This is a genomic window from Actinomadura formosensis NBRC 14204, assembly GCF_001552155.1.
GTDB lineage: Bacteria > Actinomycetota > Actinomycetes > Streptosporangiales > Streptosporangiaceae > Spirillospora > Spirillospora formosensis.
Genome location: NZ_BCQQ01000114.1, coordinates 1 through 23,243 on the forward strand (window position 1 = coordinate 1; position 23,243 = coordinate 23,243).

Genomic DNA, 23,243 nt, shown 5'->3' on the forward strand with positions numbered 1-23,243 from the left:
GGAGACGCGGTCCGGCCGCGACCGGGGCTGGACGGCCCGCGCCGCCGCCCTCGCCGACCGCCTCGACCTCGGCGCCCTCGCGGCGGACATCGCCGGACGGGACGTCCCCACCCTGCTCGTCGGCGGCGCCCAGGACCGCGTCGTCCCCGCCCGGGAGGTCTCGGCCCTGCGCGACCTGCTGCGCACGCACGGCGGCGCATCGGTCGACTCCACCACATTCCGCATGGGTCACGCGTTGGCCGCCGAACCCGGCACCGAGCCCCGGCCGCCGATCACCGAGGCCGTCCAGGTGGACACCGCCCTCACCGACTGGTTCCGCACCCACCTCGCGCAAGCCGCGGACGAGGCCGGATGCGGGGAATCCGGGGGCGCGGCGGACGGCCCCCCGGTACAGGCCACGCTCCCGGAGGTCCCGCAGCCGGTGAGCGACCGGTCCGGGGACGCGCGGTACGGAGCCTGGTCGGCGGGCGAAGAGGACGCGGGAGCCCGGCCGGGGATCGCGGCAGGGGACCGGCGATAGGCATGCGTCCGCCCGGCGGGCACGGCCGGGTGCCCGCCGGGCGGGACGGGAGAACACCGCGGATCAGCCGCGGGACAGAACCTCGTACCGGACGGGGATCACGCCCGCCCCGGTGCCGCCGACCTTCTGCATCGCCGCCCTGGACAGGTCCAGGCAGCGACCGCCCGCGTACGGGCCCCGGTCGTTGATACGGACGATGACCGAACGGTCGTTGTTCCTGTTGGTCACGCGGACTTTGGAACCCAGCGGCAGCGTCTTGTGCGCGGCCGTCAGTTCGCTCGGGTCGAAGGGCTCACCACTGGCGGTCATCTGGCCCTCCCAGTAGTAGGAGGCCTCGCAAGAGCCCGAGTCGACGACCTTGTAGTGCTTCTTCTTCTGGGGTTTCACCAGGTGCGCGACCTCGGTGTCGGCCTTGGGCTTCTTCTTCGGCGAAGGCTCTGGTGGACGCGGCTTGCCGCGGCTGCCCCGGGTCGGCTCGGCCCGCGGCTCGTCGGCGAGCGGGTCGGCGGGCGGTGGCGCGGTCTGCGCCGCCTGTGCGGATCCGGCGGATCCACCGGTACTGGTCAGGGCGAACGCGCTCGCGGCCAGGACGGCGACGGCGGCGCCGGAGACGATCAGGACGGTTCGTAGGCGTGCTCGAAGAAGACGCCTGACAGGGCTACCCACAGAGGAGTCCTTTGTTAGGGGACAGGACCCCGGACGCCCGGCTCTTTCACGGCGTGCTCAGGCGACCTCGTTCGTCCCCGAGTGCTCCGCCGCCTACGGGCTCGTTCGCCCGTGTCCGCGCTCCCTCAGGCGCGGCCGCGTCATCGCTGTCCGGCGTCCGGCAGGTGCGGCTGAAAAGGCATCTTCACTTTTGATCGCTAAAGTGCCGCACAAGTCCTTGACCGTACGTTGTGTTCCGCGAGAATCAAGCGCAGGGCCGTTATTTGTGGGGTTTGTCACCCCGATCTTTGCGCTATGGAGTTGATCGACTTCGCGCCGTAACTCCACTTGAAGATCATCTTTACTGCCCATGGAAGGTGTGATCTCGATCATATAACAACGGCTTATTGCATAATCGAATGGGGCGTTCCGCGAATGCCGCAACATGCACGGAACGCCCCATAGGCGCGGACGAAGGGGGCGCGTCACCCGATTCCGAACGACGCGCGGAGATCAACGACATTACGCCGGACGCCCCATACCGGCGGAATCCACGGCAACGCGAAACGGGGGCGCCCCCGAAGGGACGCCCCCGCCCGAGCGGGTCCCGGCTACTCGGCCGAGCCGAGCGCGATGGCGTCCTCGACCTCGCCCTTGCGCGCGGCGAGCTCGGCCGCGTAGCGCTCCTCGTCGACCTTCTCGGCGATCTCCTCGTCCTGCTTCATCAGCGCCTCAAGATCGGCCTTGGCGTTGTCGAGCACGCCCATGTCCGCGTAGGCGGCCTGCACCTTGTCGCCCCAGAGCCCCACGTCCCGGACGCACGGGACGATCCGGCTGAACAGCAGCGACTGATAGAGGGTGTACATGTCGGAGTTGTCGACGTACTCCATGCATTTCTCGACCGGCATGTCGAGCTGCTCGAAGACCTCGCGCCCCTTGAACCGGTCGCGCATCAGGTAGCAGCCCTCGACGACGAACTCCTCCCGCTCGGCCCGCTCCTTGTCGGTGAGCTCGGCGTAGTAGTCCTTGAGCGCGAGCCGCCCGAACGCGACGTGCCGCGCCTCGTCCTGCATGACGTACGCGAGGAGCTGCTTGACCAGCGGGTTCGTCGACATGTCCCGGTACAGCCCGAACGCGGCGAGCGCGAGCCCCTCGATGAGGACCTGCATGCCGAGGTAGGGCAGGTCCCACCGGCTGTCCTCCAGCGACTCGGCGAGCAGCTTCGCCAGGTCCTGGTTGATCGGGTAGTACATGCCGATCTTCTCGTGCACGAACTTCGTGTACAGCTCGACGTGCCGCGCCTCGTCCATGGTCTGGGTCGCGGCGTAGAACTTCGAGTCCAGGTCGGGGACGGACTGGACGATGCGCGCCGACACGTTCAGGGCGCCCTGCTCGCCGTGGAGGAACTGGCTGAACAGCCATGAGCCCTGGTGCCGGCCGAACTCGTCCCGCTCCTTCTGCGACATCTTCTCCCAGATGTCGGACCCGAAGAGCGGGTTGAAGTTCTCCGGCAGGCCGGCGACGTTGATCGGGTCGACCGCAAGGTCCCAGTCGATGCGCTTCTGCGCGTCCCACTGCTTGTCCTTGCCCTTCTGGTACAGGTTCAGCAGCCGGTCGCGGCCCTCGTCGTACTCCCAGGTGAAGCGGGTGTCACCCGCCATGGGTACGTTCCACGTCTCGGTCGGGACCGGGGTGGAATAGAGGTCAAAGGAACTCACGGGGATCCTCCTCCAGGCGTTGCGCCGCGCCCTCGCGACGCCGGTCCGCACCGCCCACGGCTTTACATCCCTTCGTAACATGTAAACCTGCCGGAGGCCAGAGTCATGCAAGAACTCACTGATCACCCCGCCGAGGCAGCCGCCCGCGCCCCCTGGCGGGAAGCGCGGGCGGTGTGGACGCGGGCGGGCCGGCGGGACCGGGGGCCGGGCTAGCGGGACTGGAGGGCGTCGAGGCCGACGGCCTGCGCGATGACCAGGCGGCGGTCGAGGCGGGCGTCGCCGATCTCGACGACGTAGCGGTCGCGGAAGCCCAACTTCTTCTCCACCGAGAAGACGACCTGGTCGCCGGCGTAGAAGTCGAAATGGTACGGCCAGGCGAACGGCAGGCTGTCCGCGTACGGGATGAACTGCCAGAGCCGCCGCAGCACCGCGACGAACTTGTTGCGCTCGGTTCCGGTGACCACGCCGAGGTCGGGCTGTTCCAGGTGCCAGGTCGAGGCCAGCAGCGACCTCTTGAAATCCTTGCGGAAGACGCCGATGGGCTGGCCGTGCGCGTCCGTGATGTCGTACGCCGAGGCCAGGTCGATGCGCTTGCGCGCCTTGAAGCCGAGGATCGGACGCGTCTTGGAGTCGTCCGAATACAGAGTGACCTGCTCCTTGAACGCGAGCCGCTTCTGCTGCGCGAAGGCGAGCAGTTCGCCCTCTCCGCCGTCCGGGGCCTCGGCATGCACCTCGTATTGGTTCACCATCAGGCGCACCCGCTGCCGGATCAGTAGCCTGCGCTGCGCCTGGAGTCTCTCTTCGTCCAGCGAATCGTCCAGCGAACTCACCCGTTCTGTAGCAGTTTGCGGTGGGAGTCTGCCACAGCGAGTTCTTTTCCTCCGGCGTTTCCGAGGCGCGGTGCACCGGCCCCGGCCGCGGTCAGGATTCCTGGATGTGCGAGGCCAGGTAGCCGTGGATCAGCCGTTCCGCCTCGGCGAGGATCGCGGGGTCGCCGTCCGGGCTGCGCCGGAACGCCATCTTCAGCACGGCGTCGCCCGCCTCCACCGCGATGGCGAGCGCCGTGGCGAGGCCGGGGGTGTCCTGGACGCCGAACGTCCCGACGATCATCCTGCGGAGCCGGTCGGCGACCACCGCGTTGTTGTCGGCGTCGGAGTCGAGCAGGTTCACGTCCGCGACGTCGCCGAACCGCAGCACGCGGAAGCCGGGGACGCTCCGGTGCATGTCCACGAAGATCTCGATGATCGCGCCGACCGTGTCGGACCAGTCGCCGAACCCGCCCTCGGCCAGCCGCGCCGAGATCCGGTCGCCGAACTCCTCCAGGTTGCGCAGCGCGAGGGCCTGCGCGACCGCCCGCTTGTCGGGGAAGAACTGGTAGACCGAGCCGATCGCCACCTCGGCGCGCTGGGCGATACGCGTCGTGGTGAGGCCGTCGTAGCCGTCCTCGTCGAGGATGTCCGCGCAGGCGTCGAGCATCCGCTGCACGCGTTCGGCGCTGCGGCGCTGGGCGGGACGGCGGCGGAGCGGGGTCCGGATCTCGGTCACCCCGCCATTGTCCCCGACCGTGGGGGTGCCCGGCATGCCCGGCAGCCGCTCCGCACCCCGAGGCCGCCGGAGACTTCCGCCCGCACCACCCCAGGACCTAATATCCGAACGCTGTTCGCATTTCTGCAGGGCACGCCGGGAGAGGGGAACACGATGGGGCTTGCGGAGGGCTTCCGCTGGGGCGTCGCCACCGCCGCCTACCAGATCGAGGGCGCGGTGGACGAGGACGGGCGGGGACCGTCCACCTGGGACACCTTCTCGCACACCCCGGGACGCGTCAGAGACGGCCACAACGGCGACGTCGCCTGCGACCACTACCACCGGTGGCCGGAGGACATCGCGCTGATGTCGGGCCTCGGCATCGACACCTACCGGTTCTCGATCGCGTGGCCGCGCGTCCAGCCGTCCGGGATCGGGCGGGCCAACGCCAGGGGCCTCGACTTCTACGACCGCCTCGTGGACGGGCTGCTCGCCGCCGGGATCGCCCCCGCCGCCACCCTCTACCACTGGGACCTCCCGCAGCCGCTCGAAGACGCCGGCGGCTGGATGGAACGTGACACCGCCTACCGGTTCGCTGAATTCTCCTACCTGGTGGCCGAGCGGCTCTCCGACCGCGTGGAAATGTGGATAACCCTGAACGAGCCGGTGGTCGTCATGGCCTACGGCTACGCGTTCGGCGTCTACGCACCCGGCAAGACCCTCATGCTGGACGCGCTCCCCGCCGCGCACCACCAGCTCCTCGGCCACGGACTCGCCGTCCACGCCCTGCGCGGCCGGGGCGTCCGCTCCATCGGGCTGGCGAACCACTACTCCCCCGCCTGGGCCGCGTCCCCCGGGGACCAGCCCGCCGCCGACGCCTTCGACACCTTCATGAACCGGCTGTTCACCGATCCCGTGCTGCTGGGCCGCTACCCCGGCCTGATGGCGGACGCGCCGTTCATCCGCGCCGAGGACATGGCGGTCATCGCCACGCCCATCGACTTCCTGGGCGTGAACTACTACCAGCCGACGCGGCTGAAAACGGCCTCCGAAGGCCCGCTGCCCTTCGAGATCGTGGACATCACCGAATACCCGACCACGGGGATGGGCTGGCCGATCGTCCCGGACGCCTTCCTGTCACTGCTCCGTACGCTCGACACCCGGTACGACCTGCCGCCGCTCTACATCACCGAGAACGGATGCTCGTTCCCGGACGAGATCGGCCCGGACGGTGTGGTGGACGACTCGCCCCGCATCAAGTTCTTGGACGCCCACATCCGGGCCATGCGCACGGCCATCGGCGAGGGCGTCGACATCCGCGGCTACTTCACGTGGTCGCTGCTGGACAACTTCGAATGGTCGGAGGGCTACCACCCGCGCTTCGGCCTCGTCCACGTCGACTACGAGACGCAGAAGCGCACCCCAAAGAAGTCCTACGGCTGGTACAGGGATCTCATCGCATCGTCCAAGCCCCCGCTGTAGGCGCCGGTCAGGGCGTGCGCGGCACCGGAGCACAGCGACCGCGCTGGCTAGGCTTGTCATATGGCCGTCGAAGGACAAGTCCTCGGAAGGGCCGTCAAGCAGGTCCAATACCGGCAGTACCGGACGCTTGACAGCAGGCTCGCCCGGATCGGCACCACGCTGGCGCAGTGGGACGCGCTGCGGGCGATCAGCCGTTCCCCCGGGGCGTCCGCCCGGTCGCTGGCCGCGCGGACGTTCCAGAGCGAGCAGGCGTTCGGGACGCTCGCCGGACGCCTGGTCGCCCAGGGTCTGATCGACCGGCGTCCCGGTCGCGGCCGGAGCATCGAGCACCATCTCACGCCCGCCGGGGAGAAGATCCTCGAAGCCGGGCACCGCATCGCCGACGACGCCCTCGCCGAGATCTTCTCCCCGCTGTCCGACGACGAACGCGCGACCCTCCTCGACCTGCTCCTGCGCGTCGGCCGGGCGGGGTGACCCGCGCCGGCCGGCGCTCCCGGATAGGCTGCTCTCCGCTTTCGTCGGGGAGGTCGTGGATGCCGGAGACTCGTCCGCTGCGTACCGGCGATCCGCGCGAGGTCGGCGGGTTCCGGTTGACGTCCCGGATCGGCGAGGGCGCCCAGGGCGCCGTCTTCCTCGGTGAATCGGCCACCGGGCGGCGCGTCGCGGTGAAGCTCCTGTACGCCGACTTCGGCCGGGACGCCCGCGCCCGCACCGCCTTCGAGCGCGAACTGGCCGCGGCCCGGCGCGTCGCCCCCTTCTGCACCGCCCGGATCCTCGCGGCCTCGGCCGACGACGACCTCCCGCACATCGTCACCGAGTACATCGACGGGCCGTCGCTGAAGGACCTGATCGCCGAGCGGGGCGTCGCCTCCCCCGCCGAGCTGGTCAGGCTGGCGATCGGCACCGCCACCGCGCTCGCGGCGATCCACGAGGCGGGCGTCGTGCACCGCGACTTCAAACCGGCCAACGTGCTGCTCGGCCCGGACGGCCCGAAGGTGATCGACTTCGGTATCGCCCGGCCGCTCGACGCCACCTCGGCGACCATGACCGGCGCCGTCGGCACCCCCGCCTACATGGCGCCCGAGCAGGTGGCGGGGGTGTCCGGCGGCGCACCGGTGGACATGTTCGCGTGGGGCTGCACGATGGCGTTCGCCGCGAACGGGGCGCCGCCGTTCGGGACCGACTCCGTCCCGGCGATCATGCAGCGCATCCTGCACGGGGAACCGGAGCTGGGCGCGCTGACCGGGCAGTTGCGCGAACTGGTGGCGTCCTGCCTGGCCAAGGACCCGGCGGACCGTCTCCCCGCGACGGGGGTCCTGCAGCGGCTGCTCGGCATCGGCCCGGACGCGAACCTCCTCGCGGAGGGCACCTCGGCCGCCGCCCACCCCGCCGGCGCGCTCCTGCCCGAGACCACGCCCGCCGGCGCGCCCGCGGGGGCGCCGTCCTTCGCCGCGCCGGACGCTCCACCGCCGCCCGGCATGGCGCCCGGCGGGCCGTTGCCGCCCCCGGCCGGGTTCCCGTATGCGGGGAGCCCGCCGCCGCCCGGACGGAACGGGCGCCCGCTGCTGATCGCCGGCGCGGCGGCCACCGGCGCGCTGCTGCTGGCGAGCGGGCTCGTCGCCGTGATCCTGCTGAAGGACGGCGGTTCCGGGAAGGGCGGCGAGCCGGTCGCGCGGACGGCACCCGCCGCGCGGACGTGCAGTTACCCGCCCTCCACGAGTACAGACGTCAAGTCCATCCCCACGCCTTCGGCACGCGTCCCGGACAGGCCGCCGACCCACGCCACCATCAAGACCAACCTGGGCGATCTGGAACTCACCCTGGAACCCGGCGCGGCGCCCTGCACGGTGAACTCGCTGGCCTTTCTTGCAAGCCGCGGCTTCTACGACCGCACCTCGTGTCACCGGCTGACGACGACCCCGAGCCTGAAGGTGCTCCAGTGCGGTGACCCGTCCGGTACCGGGACGGGAGGTCCCTCCTACCAGTTCGCCGACGAGAACACGGCCGGGGCGTCCTACACCAAGGGCACCGTGGCGATGGCCAACCGGGGACCGAACACGAACGGCAGCCAGTTCTTCATCCTCTACGAGGACGCGCCGCAGCTTCCGCACAGCTACCCGATCTTCGGGCACATCACGTCCGGCATGGACATCATCGAGAAGGTCGCCAAGAAGGGCGTCGAGGACGGCACCGAAGACGGCCGGCCGAAGCAGAAGGTCACGATCACCCAGATCAGCACGTCCGCGACCTAGCCCCCGGCATGGGACGATCAAGGCATGGAATCACTGGCCGAGGTGCGTGCCCGGATCGACGACATCGACGGTGAACTCGTCCGGCTGCTGGCCGAGCGGCAGGGCCTGGTGCGCGCCGCCGCCGCCTTCAAGGCCGACGAGCGGGCCGTCCGCGCACCCGACCGGGTGGAGCGGGTCGTCGCGCTGGCCCGCCGGCGCGCCGCGGACGCCGGCCTGGCGCCCGAGGTCGCCGAGGCGGTGTGGCGGGCGATGATCGCCGCGTTCATCGAGCTGGAACTGGCGGAGCACGCGAACGGCCGCCCGTCCTGACGAGGCGGCCGTTCGCGTGCTTCGCCCGAGGGCGGCGCCGGAACGCGGCGGTCAGTCCCAGACCACCCCGGCGGGCTCCTGGATGGTCGCGTTGAGGCGGTTGAACAGGTTCGTCAGCGAGATCCCGAGGATGAGGGACGCCAGCTGCCTCTCGTCGAAGTGATCGGCGGCCTCGTCCCACAGCTCGTCCGGCACCGCCGGCTCGGACCGGTCGGCGAGCCGGGTGGCGCGCTCGGCCAGCGCCAGCGCGGCCCGCTCGGCGTCGGTGAAGAACGGCGCCTCCCGCCAGGCCGCGACGGCCGCGATCCGCTCGGTGCTCTCCCCGGCCTTCACAAGGTGGTGGACATGGCCGTGCACGCAGACGCTGCATCCGTTGATCTGGCTGACGCGCAGCGCGACCAGCTCCTGCAGCTCGCGCGAGAGGCCGCCCTCCTTGATGGCCTCGGTCAGCCCCCCGATCCCCTTCATCATGCTGGGCAGGAGGTAGATCGGGTTCTTCATCCGCGCTTCCATGACACTCCTTCATTCGGTCTGACACCTACCCGACGGAGCACGCCGGACGAATGTGACATGGCCTCAGGCCGCGGCCGGGAAAGCCCGCGCGGTGCGGCGGCGGATCCGGGACGGATTAGAACCGCCGCCTCCCGACGTTGATGAAAGCGGAACCCCCGCCCTGCCCAGGAAGGACGTCCGCCGATGGCCTTGAAGCGACCGTCCTTCCTCCCTTCGCTGGACGACCTCGAACAGCAGGCGCAGGCGCGTTCGGCGCAGCGCGGCCGTCCCGGCTCCCACTTCGACCATCCGACCGCGAAGAACGTGTTCATCGCCGTCCTGGTCATCACGGTCGTCGCCCACGTCGTCGGCGGCATCGTCTTCGTCCTGATCGGGCACTGACCCGCCGGAGGAATTCCGCGGCGGTGCCTCGTGCCACGCCCGGCAGCGGAAAACGGGATGCCGCGGGACGGGCGGACACGTCATCGTGAAGGCATGCTGACCGACATTTTTCCGCTGCTCGGACTGCGGCTGACGACACCGCGGCTCGAACTGCGGCTGCCGTCTCCGGAGGAACTCGCCGCGCTGGCGGACGTCGCGGCCGGGGGAATCCACCCCTCCGACACGATGCCGTTCATGGTGCCGTGGACGGAGCGGCCGGCCGCCGAGGTCGCCCGGGGCGTCGTCCAGCACCACTGGCTCAAACTCGGGCAGTGGACGCCGGACGACTGGGATCTCAACCTCACCGTCCTGCACGCCGGAGAAGTGGTCGGGCAGCAGACGATCGCGGCCCGCGACCTGGCCGTCCTCCGCCAGGTGAGCACCGGTTCATGGCTCGGACGCCGCCACCAGGGGAAGGGGATCGGCACCGAGATGAGAGCGGCCGTCCTGCACCTGGCCTTCGCCGGTCTCGGCGCCGAGGAGGCCCTTTCCAGCGCGTTCGAGGACAGCCACGCCTCCATGGCGGTATCGCGCAAGCTCGGCTACCGGCCCAACGGCGTCGGGCGCCAGGTCGTCCGCGGATCCATGACGATCGACCGGCGGCTGCGGCTCGGCCGGAAGGACTGGGAAGAGCACAGCACCACGCCCGTCACCATCGAGGGCCTCGCGCCATGCCTCCCTTTGTTCGGTCTTCCAGGCTGACGGAGCACCCGTCCCGGACGAACGCATCCTCACGATCGTGGACGTGCTGTTCCTTCCACCCTTGGCCCGCTACCAGGGCGGCTAAGCGGTAAGGCGATACGTGGTGCCGCTGCTGCTCTGCACCCAGGCGTCGGGCAAGGCGGCGGCCAGGGCGTGCTGGGCGCGCCATCCGGTGCAGTGGCCCGGGACGACAAGGCTCGGCGCCAGCGCGGTCAGCGCGTCGACAGTGGGTGGAATGACCGGTTCGAAGGCCGGTCCGCCGAGGTGCAGCCCGCCGACGAGCGCGTGCAGCCGGTCGACCCCCGTCAGCCGCCGCGCGTGCCGGACGATGTTGATCGCGCCCGCATGACCGCACCCGGTCAGCACCACCAGGCCCCGGCCGCGGACGTTCACCACGAGCGCCTGGTCGTCCAGCACCAGCGGGTCGTGAACCCATCCGGACCCGGTCCACGCCTGATGCGGCGGCGGCATGCCGTGCTCGAACTCGGTGGTGCGGTCGATCTCGCCGGTGATCAGCACGCCGCCGTCCAGCAGGAGCGAGGGGACGCGGCGCTCGATGACCTCGAAGCCCTCCCCGCCGAGCGCCCGCCTGCTCAGCGTCGGCAGTTCCTCCGGTTCCCGGCCGGGCACCGCGATCCGCCGCCTCGTCCACGCCAGCGGGTGCAGCACCATCGGCAGCGACCGGACGCCCCGCCCGCCCGCCAGCCCGGCGAGCCCGCCCGCGTGGTCGAAGTGGCCGTGGCTGAGCACGACGGCCTGGACGTCGCCGAAGTCGACGCCGAGCCGGCCGGCGTTGGTGACCATCGCGTCCGGAGACCGGCCGGTGTCGAAGAGCAGCGTGGTGGAGCGACCGGCGCGCTGCACCGTGACCAGGGCGGCGAAACCGTGCTCGGCGATCATCCCGGCGTCGGTCCGGCCGCCGTCGAACTGCGGTGCCGCCACCACCCCCGCGCCGAACCCCGCCCGGCGGGTGCGCTCGTCACTCGTCAGCAGGCCGTCGTAGACGTTGTCGACCAGGGTGACGATCTCGACCTCGTCCACCGGCTCCAACGCGATCGGATCGACCGCGGCGCCCGGTGCCGGACGCGGCATGGACGCCTGCGCCTCTCCGGGCGCACCCCCTGGCTCGCACATGAAGTCACCCTAGCCTCGGCCCTCCACGAAGCCGGCGGGGGTGAGGATCGCCTCTATGCCGTAGTGGTCGGAGAGTGGTGTGGGGCGGCCGTCCAGGTCGAGTTTTTCCTTGAAGACCACGCGGGTCTTCGCCTCCAGGGGAGGTCTGACCAGGAACTGGTCTATGGCGCCGATGTCCGCGTACTCGGGGCGGTAGGTGGGTTCCGTGCTGCCGTCCGTGGCGTCCTGGAGGCCGGTGACGGACGCGAACGTCTGGAGGTAGCCGGAGTCTCGGGGGATGTTGAAGTCGCCCACGGCGACGAGGGGTTCCGCCCTAGGGATTCTGTTGACGGCGTCCGCCAGTTGGCGCAGCTCGGCTTGCTCCACCTTCGTGTAGGCGTTGGACGGAGACCAATCCATGTCCATGTTCGCGGACAGGTGGGTGTTCACCACCGTCAGGTATCCGCCGGGGAGTTGGACGCGGGTGAACAGGGCGCCTTTGTTCAGCAGCCATTCGGGACGCGCCGGGCGGGCCGGAGTGAACGGGTGATAGCGGACCTGGGTCACCGGCCAGCGGGAAAGGGTGACCAGGCCGCCGCGGACGATCGGGAACGTCCAGGCCCGGGCCAGGTGGGGGTAGGACCTCGTTCCCCGGCGGAGGGCCGCCAGGATCAGCGGCGATATGACTTCCTGTAGGCAGACGACGTCGTAGTCGGACCGTTCGAGGAGTTCGGCGAGGGCGTCCATGCGGACCCGGGTACGGCCGCGGTAGAGCGTGTTGAAAGTGAGGATCCGGATCTTCGTCATTTCCGGCGCACTGCGTCGCGCATCGTCCCACGTGGCCATGGCCGCCACCCTATGCGGGCGGTGGCGCGTCCGATGCCGCTGGACGCGCCACCGGTGAAACTACGCTTCCCGGACGGGCTGGCGCAGGATCGTGCGCATCTTCTCCGGATCGGTCTCCCGAGGATCGGACAGGTAGATCTCGTGGTGCAGCCCGTTCGGCACGAGGTTCTCGGCCTTCATCAGCGCGGCCATGCGCGCGAGGGACGCGGGTTCGTCGGAGTAGGCCCCCTTATGCAGGATCTGCACGCACAGGCCATCGGTGTAGGTGACGTGTTGGACGCGCGCAGCCGCACGCAATCCGGAACGTGCCTCCTCACGCGCCCGGTTGATCGAGAGGGTCTCGTCCGGGAGGCGAAGGAACAGATGCCACCACCACTGGTCGCGGGGCACGTCGAACGGTGAGCGCTCGTCCTCGACCCACCAGCGCCCTTCCATCGGCACCATCGGCGCATCCAGCGCGCCTAGAACCGCGTAGAGCGCGCCCACGCTTTCCCCATACGCGGCACCTTCCGGCTCACCACGGCCGGTGACGGCCAGGCCGGACACGGTACCGTGCTCCACCACCTCCGGCTCGTCCGAAGCCTCGTACCAGTTCACGGCCTCCTGCGGGGAGACGTCCCCCCGCACCCCCCGGTTCGCTTCGCTCATCTCTGGTCGTCCTCCACACGGATCATCACCCGGGTCTCCAGGCGTTCGGGCGGCGTGGTCGCGGGGTCGTTGAGGTACACCTCGCGGACGGGTCCGGCGGGCGTGTGCCCGTGGTCGCCGAACCATGCGAGCACGCCATGGACCGTGAGCGAAATCTCCTCGTAGGGACCGGTATGGACGGCCGACGCGAACGCACCACCGGGCAGGACGTCGTCGCCGTCCTCGGCCTGGATGGTCACGCGCACCTCGAACTCCTCCGCCAGGTCCAGCGGGAACAGCCCGATCAGCAGGCCGTCCGGCGTCATCCGGGGCAGCAGCCGGGCCACGCACGCCGACGTCGCCGCCGCGATCGTCGAGGGTGTCGCGGCCTCCCGCGCGACGACGACGCGCCGCGCCGGCTCCCGGACGACCGACACCTCCGTCTCCGGCAGCCCGTCCGCGAGGACGCGGTCGAGGAGCCGCAGGCCGCGCCGCCGCCGGGCGATGTCGGCCTCGATCCTGTCCCGCGCCGCGCGCAGCGCGCCGCCCTCGTCGCCGGACAGGACGCGCGCCACCACGGGCAGCGGGACGTCCATCGTCCGCAGCAGGCCGGCCAGCAGCGCGTCCCGCGCCTGGGCGGGCCGGTAGTAGCGGTATCCGGACACCGGGTCCGTCCACGCCGGGGCCAGAACGCCGAGGTCGTCGTAGTGGCGCAGTTGCTTGACACTCAGCCGGCACAGCCGCGCGAACCGCCCGATCGGCAGGAGATCGTCGCTCACGGGACTCACCCTGCCCCCTCCCACAGTGGGAGAGTCCAGCTCAGGACGGACGTGCCGAGAGCCCCGTGCAGGAGCGCAGCCCGTTCCACCGCTTGACCTCCGTCTGCGCCGCCGCGCCCGTCATCGGGATGGGGAGGCCGCCGGAGATGAGTGCCGGGCTCCACTTGTCCTTGGTGACCTTGCCGTTCTCCACCTTCAGGAACAGAACACCGGACTTGGCCGTCTGCCCGCTGGCGGAGTAGAACACGAAGTTGCCCATGCCGTAGTGGACGTACGCGTTGTTCATGTAGCCGCCGCCAAGCGGGATGTGTGCGTGCCCCCCGACGACGATGTCAGCACCAGCCTCGGCGAGTTTCTGGGCCAGTTCCTTCTGACGGGGCAGCGGGCAAGGCTGAAGCTCCGCGCCCCAGTGCAGGTGGACGATGACGACGTCCGACCCCTTGCGCGCCTCCTTCACCGCCTGGACCATCCGGGGGATGTCCTTGGCCGACGCAAGACCGCCCTTGGTGTCGGTGGCCGTCCACGCCTGGATGAGGTTGTCGTCCAGCACCTGCGTGGCGCCGATGATGGCGAGCTTGTTGCCCTTCACCGTGACCCGATACGGCTTGTAGGCGTCGTCGGCGTTCTTGCCGATGCCCACGACCGGGAACCCCGTCTGCTTGATCGCGGCCAAGGAGTCGCGTAGCCCGCCCTCCATGTAGTCCATGCCGTGGTTGTTCGCCATGGAGACGACGTCCACCCCGGCCGCCTTCAGCGACTTGAACGCGGACGGCGGGGCCCGGAACGTGAACTGCTTGCCCGGCGCGGGCGTCCCGCCCGTCGTGATGGCCGTCTCCAGATTGACCATGGCGAGGTCGGCGGCGCGCAACTGCTTCGCGACCGGGCCGAGCGCGGTCGACGGCTGACCGAGACGGCCGCGCAACTGGCCCTCGAAGTGCGTGTCGCCGCCGAACGCGAGAACGATCGGCTCCTTGGCGGACGGCGCCGGCCGCGTCCCGCCCGAGCCCTTCGAACCGGACGACGCGGGCGGCGTCGCGCCCTTCGCCTCGGAGTCCCCCGACTCGCCGCACGCCGCCCCGGTCAGCGCCACTCCCACCATGGCCGCGACCGCGACCGCCTTCCCCCGCCTGCCCATCGCTTCGCCTCCGTCCGGCCCCATCGGACCTGCTCGGTCGGCCAAGCATGCCACGGCCGGCCGCCGGCCTCGGGCCGGGGCACGGCGCGAACGGCTCACGAGCCCGCTCTTCCCCCACCTCCTGCGGGCTCTGGGGTGAGATCAGGCGGATTCTCCTTCTTGCCCGTCGTGTTTGCCAGAAGTCAGCTTGAAGGACGTGGGCGCCGGCTTCTCATGCGTGGGCCTGCTCACCTGGGGCGGCTTGGCTTCGTCCAAGCTGCCGCCGAAGGCTTCACGCACGGCCTGTAGAGCGGTCGTCACTTCGCTTGGGATGACCCAGAAGGTGCTGCCCTGGCCATCAGCCAGCTTGGGAAGGGTCTGGAGGTACTGGTAGGCGAGAAGCTTCGGATCCGGGTCGGCGGTGTGGATGGTGGCGAAGACCTGCTCGATCGCCTTCGACTGGCCCTCGGCCTCCAGGATGGCGGCCCGCTTGCCGCCCTCCGCCTTCAGGATCGCCGACTGCTTCTCCCCCTCCGCGGTGAGGATCTTGGACTGGCGGGAGCCCTCGGCGGTCAGGATCGCGGCGCGCTTCTCCCGCTCGGCGCGCATCTGCTTCTCCATCGCGTCCTTGATGGACGCCGGCGGCTCGATCGCCTTGATCTCCACGCGGGTGACGCGGATGCCCCACTTGCCGGACGCGTCGTCCAGGACGCCGCGCAGTGCGGTGTTGATCCGGTCGCGGGAGGTGAGGGTGGCCTCCAGGTCGAGGGTGCCGAGGACGTTGCGGAGCGTCGTCGCGGTGAGCTGCTCGATCGCCTTGATGTAGTTCACGATCTCGTAGTCGGCGGCGCGCGGGTCGGTGACCTGGAAGAACAGCACGGTGTCGATGTGGACGACGACGTTGTCCTCGGTGATGACGGGCTGCGCCTTGAAGGAGACGACCTGTTCGCGCAGGTCGATGAGGGACTTCACCCGGTCGACGAACGGGACGACGAAGCTGATGCCGGGGGCGAGGGTGCGGTGGTAGCGGCCGAGGCGCTCGATGTTGCGGGCCCGTGCCTGCGGAATGATCCACACGGTCCGTATCACCGTGAGGGCCAGGACGAGCACCCCGGCGACCACGGCGACGAGGACGGCTATGGCGATATCGGTCATGATGGCTCCTCATCCGTTCCGGACGAGATCGGATAGAGCAGGGCGGTGGCCCCTTCGATGGCGAGGACGTCGGCGGTGGCGCCGGCCGGGATGACGAGGTCGGGATCGTAGGGGCGGGCCGTCCACTCCTCGCCGCCGATGCGGGCGCGGCCGCCGCGGCGGGTCACCTCGGTGAGGGTGAACGCCTCCCGGCCGACCAGCGCGGCCGTGCCGGAGCGCAGCGGCGGCGGCTGCCGGATGTGCCGGATCGCGAGCGGGCGCACGACGGCGATGCCCGCGATCGCGCCGACCGCGAAGACGGCGGCCTGCACGGCGAGCGGCAGGCCCAGCACCCCGGTCAGCCCCGCGGCGAGGGCGGCGACGGCGAGGAGGCCGAGCGCCAGCGTGAGAGTGAGCAGCTCGGCGACGCCGAGCAGCGCGGCGAGCAGCAACCAGACGACCCACGGCTCCATAGCAGCCTCCCCCCGGTCGGCTGCCGAAAAGTCCTCGATTTCAAGGTAACTCTCAGGTCACCGTCACGGCCATGCCCGGGGGGCGGCGATGGCGCGCCCCGGACCAACCGGTCATCATGGGGACCACGGTCCCGTTCGCAAGGAGTGTCCCGATGGGCGACCGCACGGCCTTCCGCACCTGTCCCCTCTGCGAGGCCCTGTGCGGGCTCGAACTGACCCTGGACGACGCCGGAGCGGTGACCCGCGTCCGCGGCGACGCGGACGACCCGTTCAGCAAGGGCTTCATCTGCCCCAAGGGCGCCACGCTCGGCCGCCTGGACGGCGACCCCGACCGGCTGGCCGAGCCCCTGGCCGAGAGCGCCGAGGTCACGTGGGACGCGGCGTTCGAGGCCGTCCGGGAGGGGCTGGCGGGCGTCATCGGACGGCACGGCCGGGACGCGGTCGCCGTCTACCTGGGGAACCCGGTCGCGCATTCGATCGCCGGGCCGCTGTACGGGGCCGCGATCGTCAAGGCGCTCGGCACGCGCAACCTGTTCACCAGCAGCACCTCCGACCAGATGCCGAAGCACGTCTCCTGCGGGCACATGTTCGGTGATCCGCTCGCGATCGCGGTGCCGGACCTCGACCGGACCGATCACCTGCTCATGCTGGGCGCGAACCCGCTGGAGTCGAACGGGAGCCTCGCGTCCGCGCCCGACTTCCCCGGCCGGCTCAGGGCGATCAGGGCGCGCGGAGGCAGGGTCACGGTCGTCGACCCGCGCCGCACGCGGACGGCCGCGCTCGCCGACGAGCACCTGTTCATCCGTCCGGGGACGGACGCGTTCCTGCTCATGGCGCTCGTCCACACGCTGTTCGCCGAGGACCTCGTCGCGTCCGCCGGGCACCTGGCGGGACGCGTCAACGGCCTGGACGACCTGCGCGCCCTCGCCGTGGACTTCGCCCCCGAGCGCGTCGCGCCCGTCACGGGCATACCGGCCGGCACGATCCGCAGGACGGCCCGCGAACTGGCCGCCGCCGGCCGCGCCGCCGTCTACGGCCGCCTCGGCACCTGCACCCAGGCGTACGGGACGCTCAGCAGCTGGCTCGTGGACGCCCTGAACGTCCTCACCGGGAACCTCGACCGTCCCGGCGGCGCGATGTTCCCGCGCCCCGCGCACGCGCCCGTGTACCGCCGCAAGAAGCCGTTCACGACCGGGCGGTGGCGCAGCCGTGTCCGCGACCTGCCGGAGGTCAACGGCGAGCTTCCGGTCGCCACGCTCGCGGACGAGCTGGAGACCCCCGGCGAAGGCCAGGTCAAGGCGCTGATCACGATCGGCGGCAATCCGGCGCTGTCGGCTCCGAACGCCGCCCGGCTCGACCGGGCGCTCGCCGGGCTGGAGTTCATGGTGAGCGTCGACCCCTACCTGAACGAGACGACCCGGCACGCGCACGTGATCCTGCCGCCGCCGCGTCCCGCGCAGACGCCGCACTACGACATCATGCTGACCGGGTTCGCCGTCCGCGACTACGCGCGCTACTCGCCGCCGGTCGTCCCGCTGCCGGACGGACGGCCCGGCGAGGCCGCCATCCTCGCCCGGCTCGCCATGATCGCCTCCGGGACGGACGGCGACCCCGCCGCCCTCGACGAGCTGATCATCACCTCGACGCTCGCGAAGGCGGTCGCGCTCGAAGGCTCCCCCGTGCACGGCCGCGAACCCGACGAGCTGCGCAAGATGCTCGACACGGGCACGCCGGCCGAGCAGCGGCTCGACATGATGCTGCGCCTCGGCCCCTACGGCGACGGCTTCGGCGCCGACCCGTCCGGCCTCACGCTGACGCGCCTGCGCTCCGAGCACCCGCACGGCCTCGACCTCGGCGCCCTCAAGCCGCGCCTGGACGAGGTCCTCTGCACCACGTCCGGGCGCGTCGAGCTGTGCCCGCCCACGTTCGCCGCCGACGTCGACCGGCTGCGCTCCGCCCTCCGCGCCCCGCAGGCGGGCGGAACGGTGCTGATCGGGCGCCGGCACCTGCGCTCCAACAACAGCTGGCTGCACAACGTCCCCGAGCTGGTGGGCGGCTCCAACACCTGCACCCTCCAGCTCAACCCCGCCGACGCCGACCGGCTCGGCGTCGGCGCGGGCGACCCGGTCCGTGTCACGTCCCGGACGGGCACCGTCGAGGCCGTCGCCGAACCCACCGACACCCTCATGCCCGGCGTCGTCAGCCTGCCGCACGGATGGGGCCACGACCGGCCCGGGACCCGCGCCGGCGTCGCACGCCGGAACGCTGGCGTCAACGTCAACGCCGTCACCGACGACCAGGAGATCGATCCCCTGTCCGGCAACGCGGTCTTCAACGGGGTGCCCGTCACCCTGGAGGCCGTGCCCCGCTGAGGGAGTGGTTTAGCCCCTCCCGGCCGCAGGTACGTATGACTGGCCGCACGAGAACGCGGAAGACTAGTGTCGCATCAGGCGTCTCAAGCCGCGGAGGAGGGACATGCCCCGACGGGTGAACATATTCCGGCGCGGGTCCCGGCCCCAGACGTCCGCGCGGCTCGCGGACGCCACCGAGGCCCTGGAGCACACGCGCGGCCTGGACCGCACCATCCGCGTGCTCTCCACGGCCGTGCGGCGGACGCTGCCTCCCGGCCCGGTCAAGGACGCGCTCCACGGCGTGCCGGTCGGCCACCCCGCCCATCCGCCGCTCACCGACATCCCCATCGGGCTGTGGGTGTCGGCCGCCGTCCTGGACCTCATGCCAGGGACGCGCCGCGCCGCGCAGACGCTCGTGGCCGCCGGGCTCGCCGGCGCCGTCCCGACCGTCCTCACCGGCATCGCCGACTGGTCGGCGCTGCACCGCGAGCAGCAGCGCGTCGGGCTCGTCCACGCCGCCGGGATGGCCACCTCCAGCGTGCTGTACTCGGCGTCCCTCATGGCCCGCCACCAGGGACGGGACGCCGCCGGACGCGCGTTCGCCTTCGCGGGCCTGTCCGTGCTCCTGGCCGGCGGCTACCTCGGCGGGCACCTCGCCTTCCGGCAGGCCGCGGGGCCCAGCCATGCCGACCAGATCGCGCACCTCGTCCCGCTCGGCTGGCACGATCTGTGCGCCGCCGGGGAACTCCCGGACGGCTGGCCCGTGACCCGGCGGCTCGGCTACATCAGCCTGTTCGTGCTGCGGACCGGCGACGACGTCCACGTCCTCGCCGACCGCTGCAGCCACCTCGCGGGACCACTCCACCAGGGCCGCGTCATCACCGACGACAACGCCGACACCTGCGTCGTCTGCCCCTGGCACGGCAGCACCTTCCGCGTCACCGACGGCGCCGTCGTGCACGGCCCCGCCACCGCCCGCCAGCCCGCCTTCGAAACCCGCGTGACCGAGGAGGGAATGCTCCAGGTCAGGCCCGTCTAGCGGGCCGGACCCGGTCAGCCCGCTTCGCCCTGCTCGGTGGAGACGGGGTGTTCCACCAGGGCCAGGACGCGGCTGGACATGAACCGGGCCGTGCGGACGGGGGTGCCGGTGCGGGTGACCTCGCTGACCTCCACGACGCCGCGCCTGGTGGCGATCTCCACGCGGCGGCCGGCGCGGGTCGCCGCGACCTCGTACGTCCGCGTCCCGTCGCCCCCGGCGTCGACCACGATCTCGACACTGTCGCCCTTCATCCGCGCGAACCCTCCGGTAGTCGAACGTGTATTCGACTTATACCCGGAATGTCCGATCACAAATCCCCGCGGACGCGGCGAAAACGCTGGTCAGGACAGCAGCAGGTTGGCGACCGCCACCAGGCCGACGACGACGATCACGCCGCGCAGCACCAGCGGCGGGATGCGGCGGCCGAGCCTGGCGCCGATCAGGCCGCCGCAGGTGGAGCCGCCCGCGATCAGCAGCACCGACCACCAGCTGATGTCGGTGCCGGCGAACAGCCACATGAGGATGAACAGGATCGCGGCCGTGCCGTTCACGACCGCCGACAGGACGTTCTTGCCCGCGTTGATGCGCTGCAGCTCGTCGTCCAGCATGATGCCGAGGAAGGCGATGAGGATGATGCCCTGCGCGGCGCCGAAGTAGCCGCCGTACACGCCCGCGAACAGCACGCCCACCCACAGCATCGGGCCGCCGTGCGGGCGGTGCTCGCCCTCGCGGCGGCGCAGCATCCAGCGCTGCAGGCGCGGCTGGACGACGACCAGGACCAGCGCGAGGAGGATCAGCGGGACGACGATGATGTTGAACGCCGCGGAGGGCAGGCCCAGCAGGAGCAGGCCGCCGATCACCGAGCCGGTGAGGGACGCGGTGGCGAGCCGCAGCAGCCGTCCGCGCTGGCCCTTCAGCTCCTCGCGGTAGCCGTACGCGCCGGTCACGGTGCCCGGGACGAGCCCGATGTTGTTGGAGACGTTCGCCACCACCGGCGGCTGGCCGAGCGCCAGCAGCGTCGGGAAGGTGATCAGGGAGCCGGAGCCGACGATCGTGTTGATGCCTCCGGCGGCCATCCCGGCGGCGAAGACGGCGGTCGCGTGCAGCAGGTTCACGTGCGTCCACCCCAGCACTACGAGTTCCTCAAGAGCGCACACATCGTAGGGACACCGGGGACCGCCACCGTTGATCGGGGGTGCTTTGGGGCGTTTCGCCGCCTTTCAGCGGAGCGAGCGGGCGTACCAGCGGCCGTTGTGCCGGTCGATGGCCAGCGGCAGGCCGAAGGTCTCCGACAGATGCTCGGGCGTGAAGACCTCGTCCACCTTGCCCTGCGCGACGATCCCGCCGGACCGCAGGAGCAGGGCGTGGGTGAAGCCGTCGGGGACCTCCTCCACATGGTGCGTGACCAGCACCATCGTGGGCGCGGCCGGGTCGCCGGCGAGAGCGGCGAGCCGGGCGACGAGGTCCTCCCGGCCGCCGAGGTCGAGGCCGGCGGCGGGCTCGTCCAGCAGCAGGAGCTCGGGGTCGGGCATCAGCGCGCGGGCGATCTGGACGCGCTTGCGCTCGCCCTCCGACAGCGTGCTGAACGTCCGCTTGATCAGGTCGGTGCAGCCGAGCGCCTCCAGCAGCGCGACGGCGCGGCCCACATCGGTCGACTCGTACTCCTCCTGCCAGCGGCCGAGGATCGCGTACGAGGCGGTCAGCACCAGGTCGATGACCTTCTCACCGGCCGGGACCTTCTCCGCGACGGACGAGCTGGCGATGCCGATGCGGGGACGCAGCTCGAACACGTCGGTGCGGCCGAGTTCCTCCTCCAGGATCTCGACCTTGCCCTCGGTGGGATACAGCATCGCGGCGGCGATCTGGAGCAGCGTGGTCTTGCCCGCCCCGTTCGGGCCGAGGACGACCCACCGCTCGCCCTCGCTCACCGTCCATGTGACATCGCGCAGCAGGCTCGCCCCGTCACGCCTGACCCCGACTCCGCGGAGCTGAAGTACCTCGCCGTCCATGCGTGCCTTCGTCCCCAATCCCGGTGGTCCGTGATCGCACTCTCAGGGAAGAACCTATGCGATCCGGGACGGCCGCGCCCCCCGGCTCCCCACCGGAAACGACCGCCCCGGGACGCTCCTCCTCCGCGATAGGTCTCTTACGTCCGGTGGAACGGGCGATCCGAGCGCTTATCGTGTTCGCATGCCCATTGCGGACTGTCTGGGAATGAGAACGGGCGTATGAGCGAGGCCGTCGCGATAGCGCTGGTCGCCTGGGGCAACGCCTGGCTGACCGGGCACATCGGCCTCGACGAGGCGGTCGACGCGGTCGAAAAGAGCGGCGGGCCGCAGATCCTCGGCGGCGCGCCCGCCGAGGTGACGCTGCGCCGCGGCCTCGGCGATCTGCGCGTCGGCGGGCTGACCGCGCTGCGACTGGCGCTGCCCGAGCCGGGCGACCCGCTCGGGCTGACCGGCCCGCCGGCGTTCAACGGCGCGGCGGTCGAGGCGGGCGCCGCCGTCGTCGCCGTCCTCGGCGAACGGGCGATGGGGCTGCTCCCCGCCGAGGACCGGCGCGGGTCGTCCTACGTCGGCGTCCGCTGGACGACCCACGAGGCGTCGGCGGGGCCGCCCGACGTCCCGTCCCTCGCGGAGGCGGACCGGCGGCTCGCCCTCGCCATGCGGGACGCCACCGAGGCGCTGCTGACCGTGGACGGCTTCGCCGGTGTGCCGCCCGAGATCGCGGACGCGCTCGTCGATCTGCGCGACCCGGACCGCGGCGACCATCCGCTCGCCCCCGGCTACCCGCCGCGCGCGCACCGCGTCGCCGCGCTCGCCGGCCGGCTGTCCCTCGTCGTCGACCTTGCCCGGCAGATGGACGACCGTGGCCTCAGCACCGACCAGATAAGGCGCCGGGGTGAGGCCCTGCGGCTGCTGGACGGGGCCGTCCGGCGCGCACTGGTGGCCGCCTGCAACAGCGCGTTCGACCCGGTTCCCGGAACGGAGCGCTAGCGGTCATCATGCGAAACGGGGCGTCCCCGGAGGGACGCCCCGTTCTCGTGGATCCTGCTCAGGAACGGACCACGATGGTGTTGCAGATCTTGTCGGCGAAGGTCTGCTTGCGCTCGTCCCACAGCGGCCAGAGGTAGCCGATGTAGCACAGGAAGCTGTCGGCGATGTGCGCGAGCCTGCGCACGAACGCCATGCCGAAGCCGATGGGCTGGCCGGTCTGCGCGCTGACGAGGCGGATGCCCATCTGCCGCTTGCCGATCGTCTGGCCGGTGGTGCCCTCCTGGTAGCACATCCACAGGCTGACGCCGAAGGCGGCGACGTAGGCGAGGAGTATCAGCAGGACGCCGATCACCGCGGCGGCGTCTCCGGCACTGGCCAGCAGCGTGCCCACCAGGTACAGGACGAAGAGCGGCACGCCGATGATCAGGCCGTCGATGACGGCGCCGCCCGCGCGCGAGCCCCACTCGGCCAGCTGGCCGGTCGCGCCGTAGTGGTGGTGGTGCACCTCCTGGTAGCCGGGCTGGGCGGGCGCGCCGTAACCGGGCTGGGCGGGAGGCTGCTGGCCGTACCCGGGCTGCTGCTGGCCGTAGCCCGGCTGCGCCGGGGGCTGCTGGCCGTACCCGGGCTGCTGCTGGCCGTAGCCCGGCTGCGCCGGGGGCTGCTGACCGTACCCGGGCTGCTGCTGG

25 protein-coding genes and 1 pseudogene are annotated in these 23,243 nt (G+C 71.3%); 10 read left to right on the plus strand and 16 right to left on the minus strand.

Annotated elements, in window-relative coordinates:
- Positions 1-520: pseudogene (locus AF1_RS35335) on the plus strand (hypothetical protein); the annotation flags it as partial.
- 63 nt (positions 521-583) lie between these two features.
- Here AF1_RS35335 and AF1_RS24955 read toward each other — a convergent pair.
- The 4 genes from AF1_RS24955 to AF1_RS24970 all read right to left on the minus strand — a co-directional run bounded on the left by AF1_RS24955 (position 584) and on the right by AF1_RS24970 (position 4,428).
- Complete coding sequence (locus tag AF1_RS24955) at positions 584-1,186, minus strand: septal ring lytic transglycosylase RlpA family protein (RefSeq protein ID WP_067804103.1); 603 nt, start codon at positions 1,184-1,186, stop codon at positions 584-586.
- Between the two features lie 590 nt (positions 1,187-1,776).
- Entirely contained in the window at positions 1,777-2,883 is a 1,107-nt protein-coding gene (locus AF1_RS24960; protein ID WP_067804106.1) for a ferritin-like domain-containing protein, read from the minus strand.
- Positions 2,884-3,092: 209 nt separating this feature from the next.
- Positions 3,093-3,713, minus strand: coding sequence for an LURP-one-related/scramblase family protein (locus AF1_RS24965; protein WP_242608589.1), 621 nt, complete (start codon positions 3,711-3,713; stop codon positions 3,093-3,095).
- Positions 3,714-3,804: 91 nt separating this feature from the next.
- Positions 3,805-4,428, minus strand: coding sequence for a TetR/AcrR family transcriptional regulator (locus AF1_RS24970; protein WP_084263311.1), 624 nt, complete (start codon positions 4,426-4,428; stop codon positions 3,805-3,807).
- A gap of 153 nt (positions 4,429-4,581) precedes the next feature.
- On the opposite strand from AF1_RS24970, the gene AF1_RS24975 reads away from it, so the two are divergent.
- Genes AF1_RS24975 through AF1_RS24990 form a run of 4 tightly spaced genes read left to right on the plus strand, consistent with a single transcriptional unit; the run spans position 4,582 to position 8,450 of the window.
- A complete protein-coding gene (locus AF1_RS24975) occupies positions 4,582-5,889 on the plus strand; it encodes a GH1 family beta-glucosidase (protein WP_067804112.1) in 1,308 nt (435 codons plus the stop codon).
- Between the two features lie 60 nt (positions 5,890-5,949).
- Positions 5,950-6,363 (plus strand): MarR family winged helix-turn-helix transcriptional regulator, encoded by a 414-nt coding sequence (locus AF1_RS24980; RefSeq protein WP_067804114.1) that lies wholly within the window; start codon positions 5,950-5,952, stop codon positions 6,361-6,363.
- Positions 6,364-6,422: 59 nt separating this feature from the next.
- Entirely contained in the window at positions 6,423-8,141 is a 1,719-nt protein-coding gene (locus tag AF1_RS24985) for a protein kinase domain-containing protein (RefSeq protein ID WP_067804118.1), read from the plus strand.
- 24 nt (positions 8,142-8,165) lie between these two features.
- On the plus strand, positions 8,166-8,450 hold the full coding sequence (locus AF1_RS24990) for a chorismate mutase (protein WP_067804121.1): 285 nt from the start codon (positions 8,166-8,168) through the stop codon (positions 8,448-8,450).
- Between the two features lie 51 nt (positions 8,451-8,501).
- On the opposite strand, the gene AF1_RS24995 is transcribed toward AF1_RS24990, so the two are convergent.
- Positions 8,502-8,963 carry a carboxymuconolactone decarboxylase family protein gene (locus tag AF1_RS24995; protein ID WP_067804125.1) on the minus strand — a complete coding sequence of 154 codons (462 nt, stop codon included), beginning with the start codon at positions 8,961-8,963 and terminating at the stop codon, positions 8,502-8,504.
- Positions 8,964-9,146: 183 nt separating this feature from the next.
- Here AF1_RS24995 and AF1_RS25000 point away from each other — a divergent pair, with 183 nt between their 5' ends.
- Both AF1_RS25000 and AF1_RS25005 read left to right on the plus strand, forming a co-directional pair.
- Entirely contained in the window at positions 9,147-9,344 is a 198-nt protein-coding gene (locus tag AF1_RS25000; protein ID WP_067804129.1) for a hypothetical protein, read from the plus strand.
- A gap of 93 nt (positions 9,345-9,437) precedes the next feature.
- Entirely contained in the window at positions 9,438-10,085 is a 648-nt protein-coding gene (locus tag AF1_RS25005) for a GNAT family N-acetyltransferase (protein WP_067804132.1), read from the plus strand.
- Positions 10,086-10,166: 81 nt separating this feature from the next.
- Here AF1_RS25005 and AF1_RS25010 read toward each other — a convergent pair whose 3' ends face one another.
- The 7 genes from AF1_RS25010 to AF1_RS25040 all read right to left on the minus strand — a co-directional run bounded on the left by AF1_RS25010 (position 10,167) and on the right by AF1_RS25040 (position 16,171).
- Positions 10,167-11,219, minus strand: coding sequence for an MBL fold metallo-hydrolase (locus AF1_RS25010; protein WP_067804137.1), 1,053 nt, complete (start codon positions 11,217-11,219; stop codon positions 10,167-10,169).
- 9 nt (positions 11,220-11,228) lie between these two features.
- Positions 11,229-12,005 carry an endonuclease/exonuclease/phosphatase family protein gene (locus AF1_RS25015; protein ID WP_067804140.1) on the minus strand — a complete coding sequence of 259 codons (777 nt, stop codon included), beginning with the start codon at positions 12,003-12,005 and terminating at the stop codon, positions 11,229-11,231.
- A 99-nt stretch (positions 12,006-12,104) separates the two neighbouring features.
- A complete protein-coding gene (locus AF1_RS25020) occupies positions 12,105-12,692 on the minus strand; it encodes a GyrI-like domain-containing protein (RefSeq protein WP_067804143.1) in 588 nt (195 codons plus the stop codon).
- Positions 12,689-13,450 (minus strand): MerR family transcriptional regulator, encoded by a 762-nt coding sequence (locus tag AF1_RS25025; protein WP_067804146.1) that lies wholly within the window; start codon positions 13,448-13,450, stop codon positions 12,689-12,691. The genes AF1_RS25020 and AF1_RS25025 overlap by 4 nt, the downstream gene beginning before the upstream one ends.
- Positions 13,451-13,490: 40 nt before the next feature.
- Positions 13,491-14,585, minus strand: a complete 1,095-nt coding sequence (locus tag AF1_RS25030; protein ID WP_067804149.1) for a CapA family protein — start codon at positions 14,583-14,585, stop codon at positions 13,491-13,493.
- 141 nt (positions 14,586-14,726) lie between these two features.
- Positions 14,727-15,719, minus strand: a complete 993-nt coding sequence (locus AF1_RS25035; RefSeq protein ID WP_084263310.1) for an SPFH domain-containing protein — start codon at positions 15,717-15,719, stop codon at positions 14,727-14,729.
- Positions 15,716-16,171, minus strand: coding sequence for an NfeD family protein (locus AF1_RS25040; RefSeq protein ID WP_067804152.1), 456 nt, complete (start codon positions 16,169-16,171; stop codon positions 15,716-15,718). Before AF1_RS25040 ends, AF1_RS25035 begins: the two co-directional genes overlap by 4 nt.
- Before the next feature lie 152 nt (positions 16,172-16,323).
- On the opposite strand from AF1_RS25040, the gene AF1_RS25045 reads away from it, so the two are divergent.
- Positions 16,324-18,543 (plus strand): molybdopterin oxidoreductase family protein, encoded by a 2,220-nt coding sequence (locus tag AF1_RS25045; protein WP_067804155.1) that lies wholly within the window; start codon positions 16,324-16,326, stop codon positions 18,541-18,543.
- Positions 18,544-18,646: 103 nt separating this feature from the next.
- The gene (locus tag AF1_RS25050) at positions 18,647-19,561 is read left to right on the plus strand and encodes a Rieske (2Fe-2S) protein (RefSeq protein ID WP_067804158.1); all 915 of its coding nucleotides are present in this window, start codon (positions 18,647-18,649) and stop codon (positions 19,559-19,561) included.
- Positions 19,562-19,575: 14 nt separating this feature from the next.
- Here the strand turns inward: AF1_RS25050 and AF1_RS25055 are convergent, their stop codons facing one another.
- The 3 genes from AF1_RS25055 to AF1_RS25065 form a co-directional block, all read right to left on the minus strand.
- Complete coding sequence (locus tag AF1_RS25055) at positions 19,576-19,812, minus strand: hypothetical protein (RefSeq protein ID WP_067804161.1); 237 nt, start codon at positions 19,810-19,812, stop codon at positions 19,576-19,578.
- Between the two features lie 90 nt (positions 19,813-19,902).
- Positions 19,903-20,676, minus strand: coding sequence for a sulfite exporter TauE/SafE family protein (locus tag AF1_RS25060; protein ID WP_067804173.1), 774 nt, complete (start codon positions 20,674-20,676; stop codon positions 19,903-19,905).
- A gap of 105 nt (positions 20,677-20,781) precedes the next feature.
- Complete coding sequence (locus tag AF1_RS25065) at positions 20,782-21,570, minus strand: ABC transporter ATP-binding protein (protein WP_067804164.1); 789 nt, start codon at positions 21,568-21,570, stop codon at positions 20,782-20,784.
- Positions 21,571-21,789: 219 nt separating this feature from the next.
- Between AF1_RS25065 and AF1_RS25070 the strand changes: the two genes are divergently transcribed.
- Complete coding sequence (locus AF1_RS25070; protein ID WP_067804166.1) at positions 21,790-22,557, plus strand: hypothetical protein; 768 nt, start codon at positions 21,790-21,792, stop codon at positions 22,555-22,557.
- A gap of 58 nt (positions 22,558-22,615) precedes the next feature.
- On the opposite strand, the gene AF1_RS25075 is transcribed toward AF1_RS25070, so the two are convergent.
- On the minus strand, positions 22,616-23,243 hold a 628-nt coding region (locus AF1_RS25075), incomplete at its 5' end, for an RDD family protein (RefSeq protein WP_067804176.1).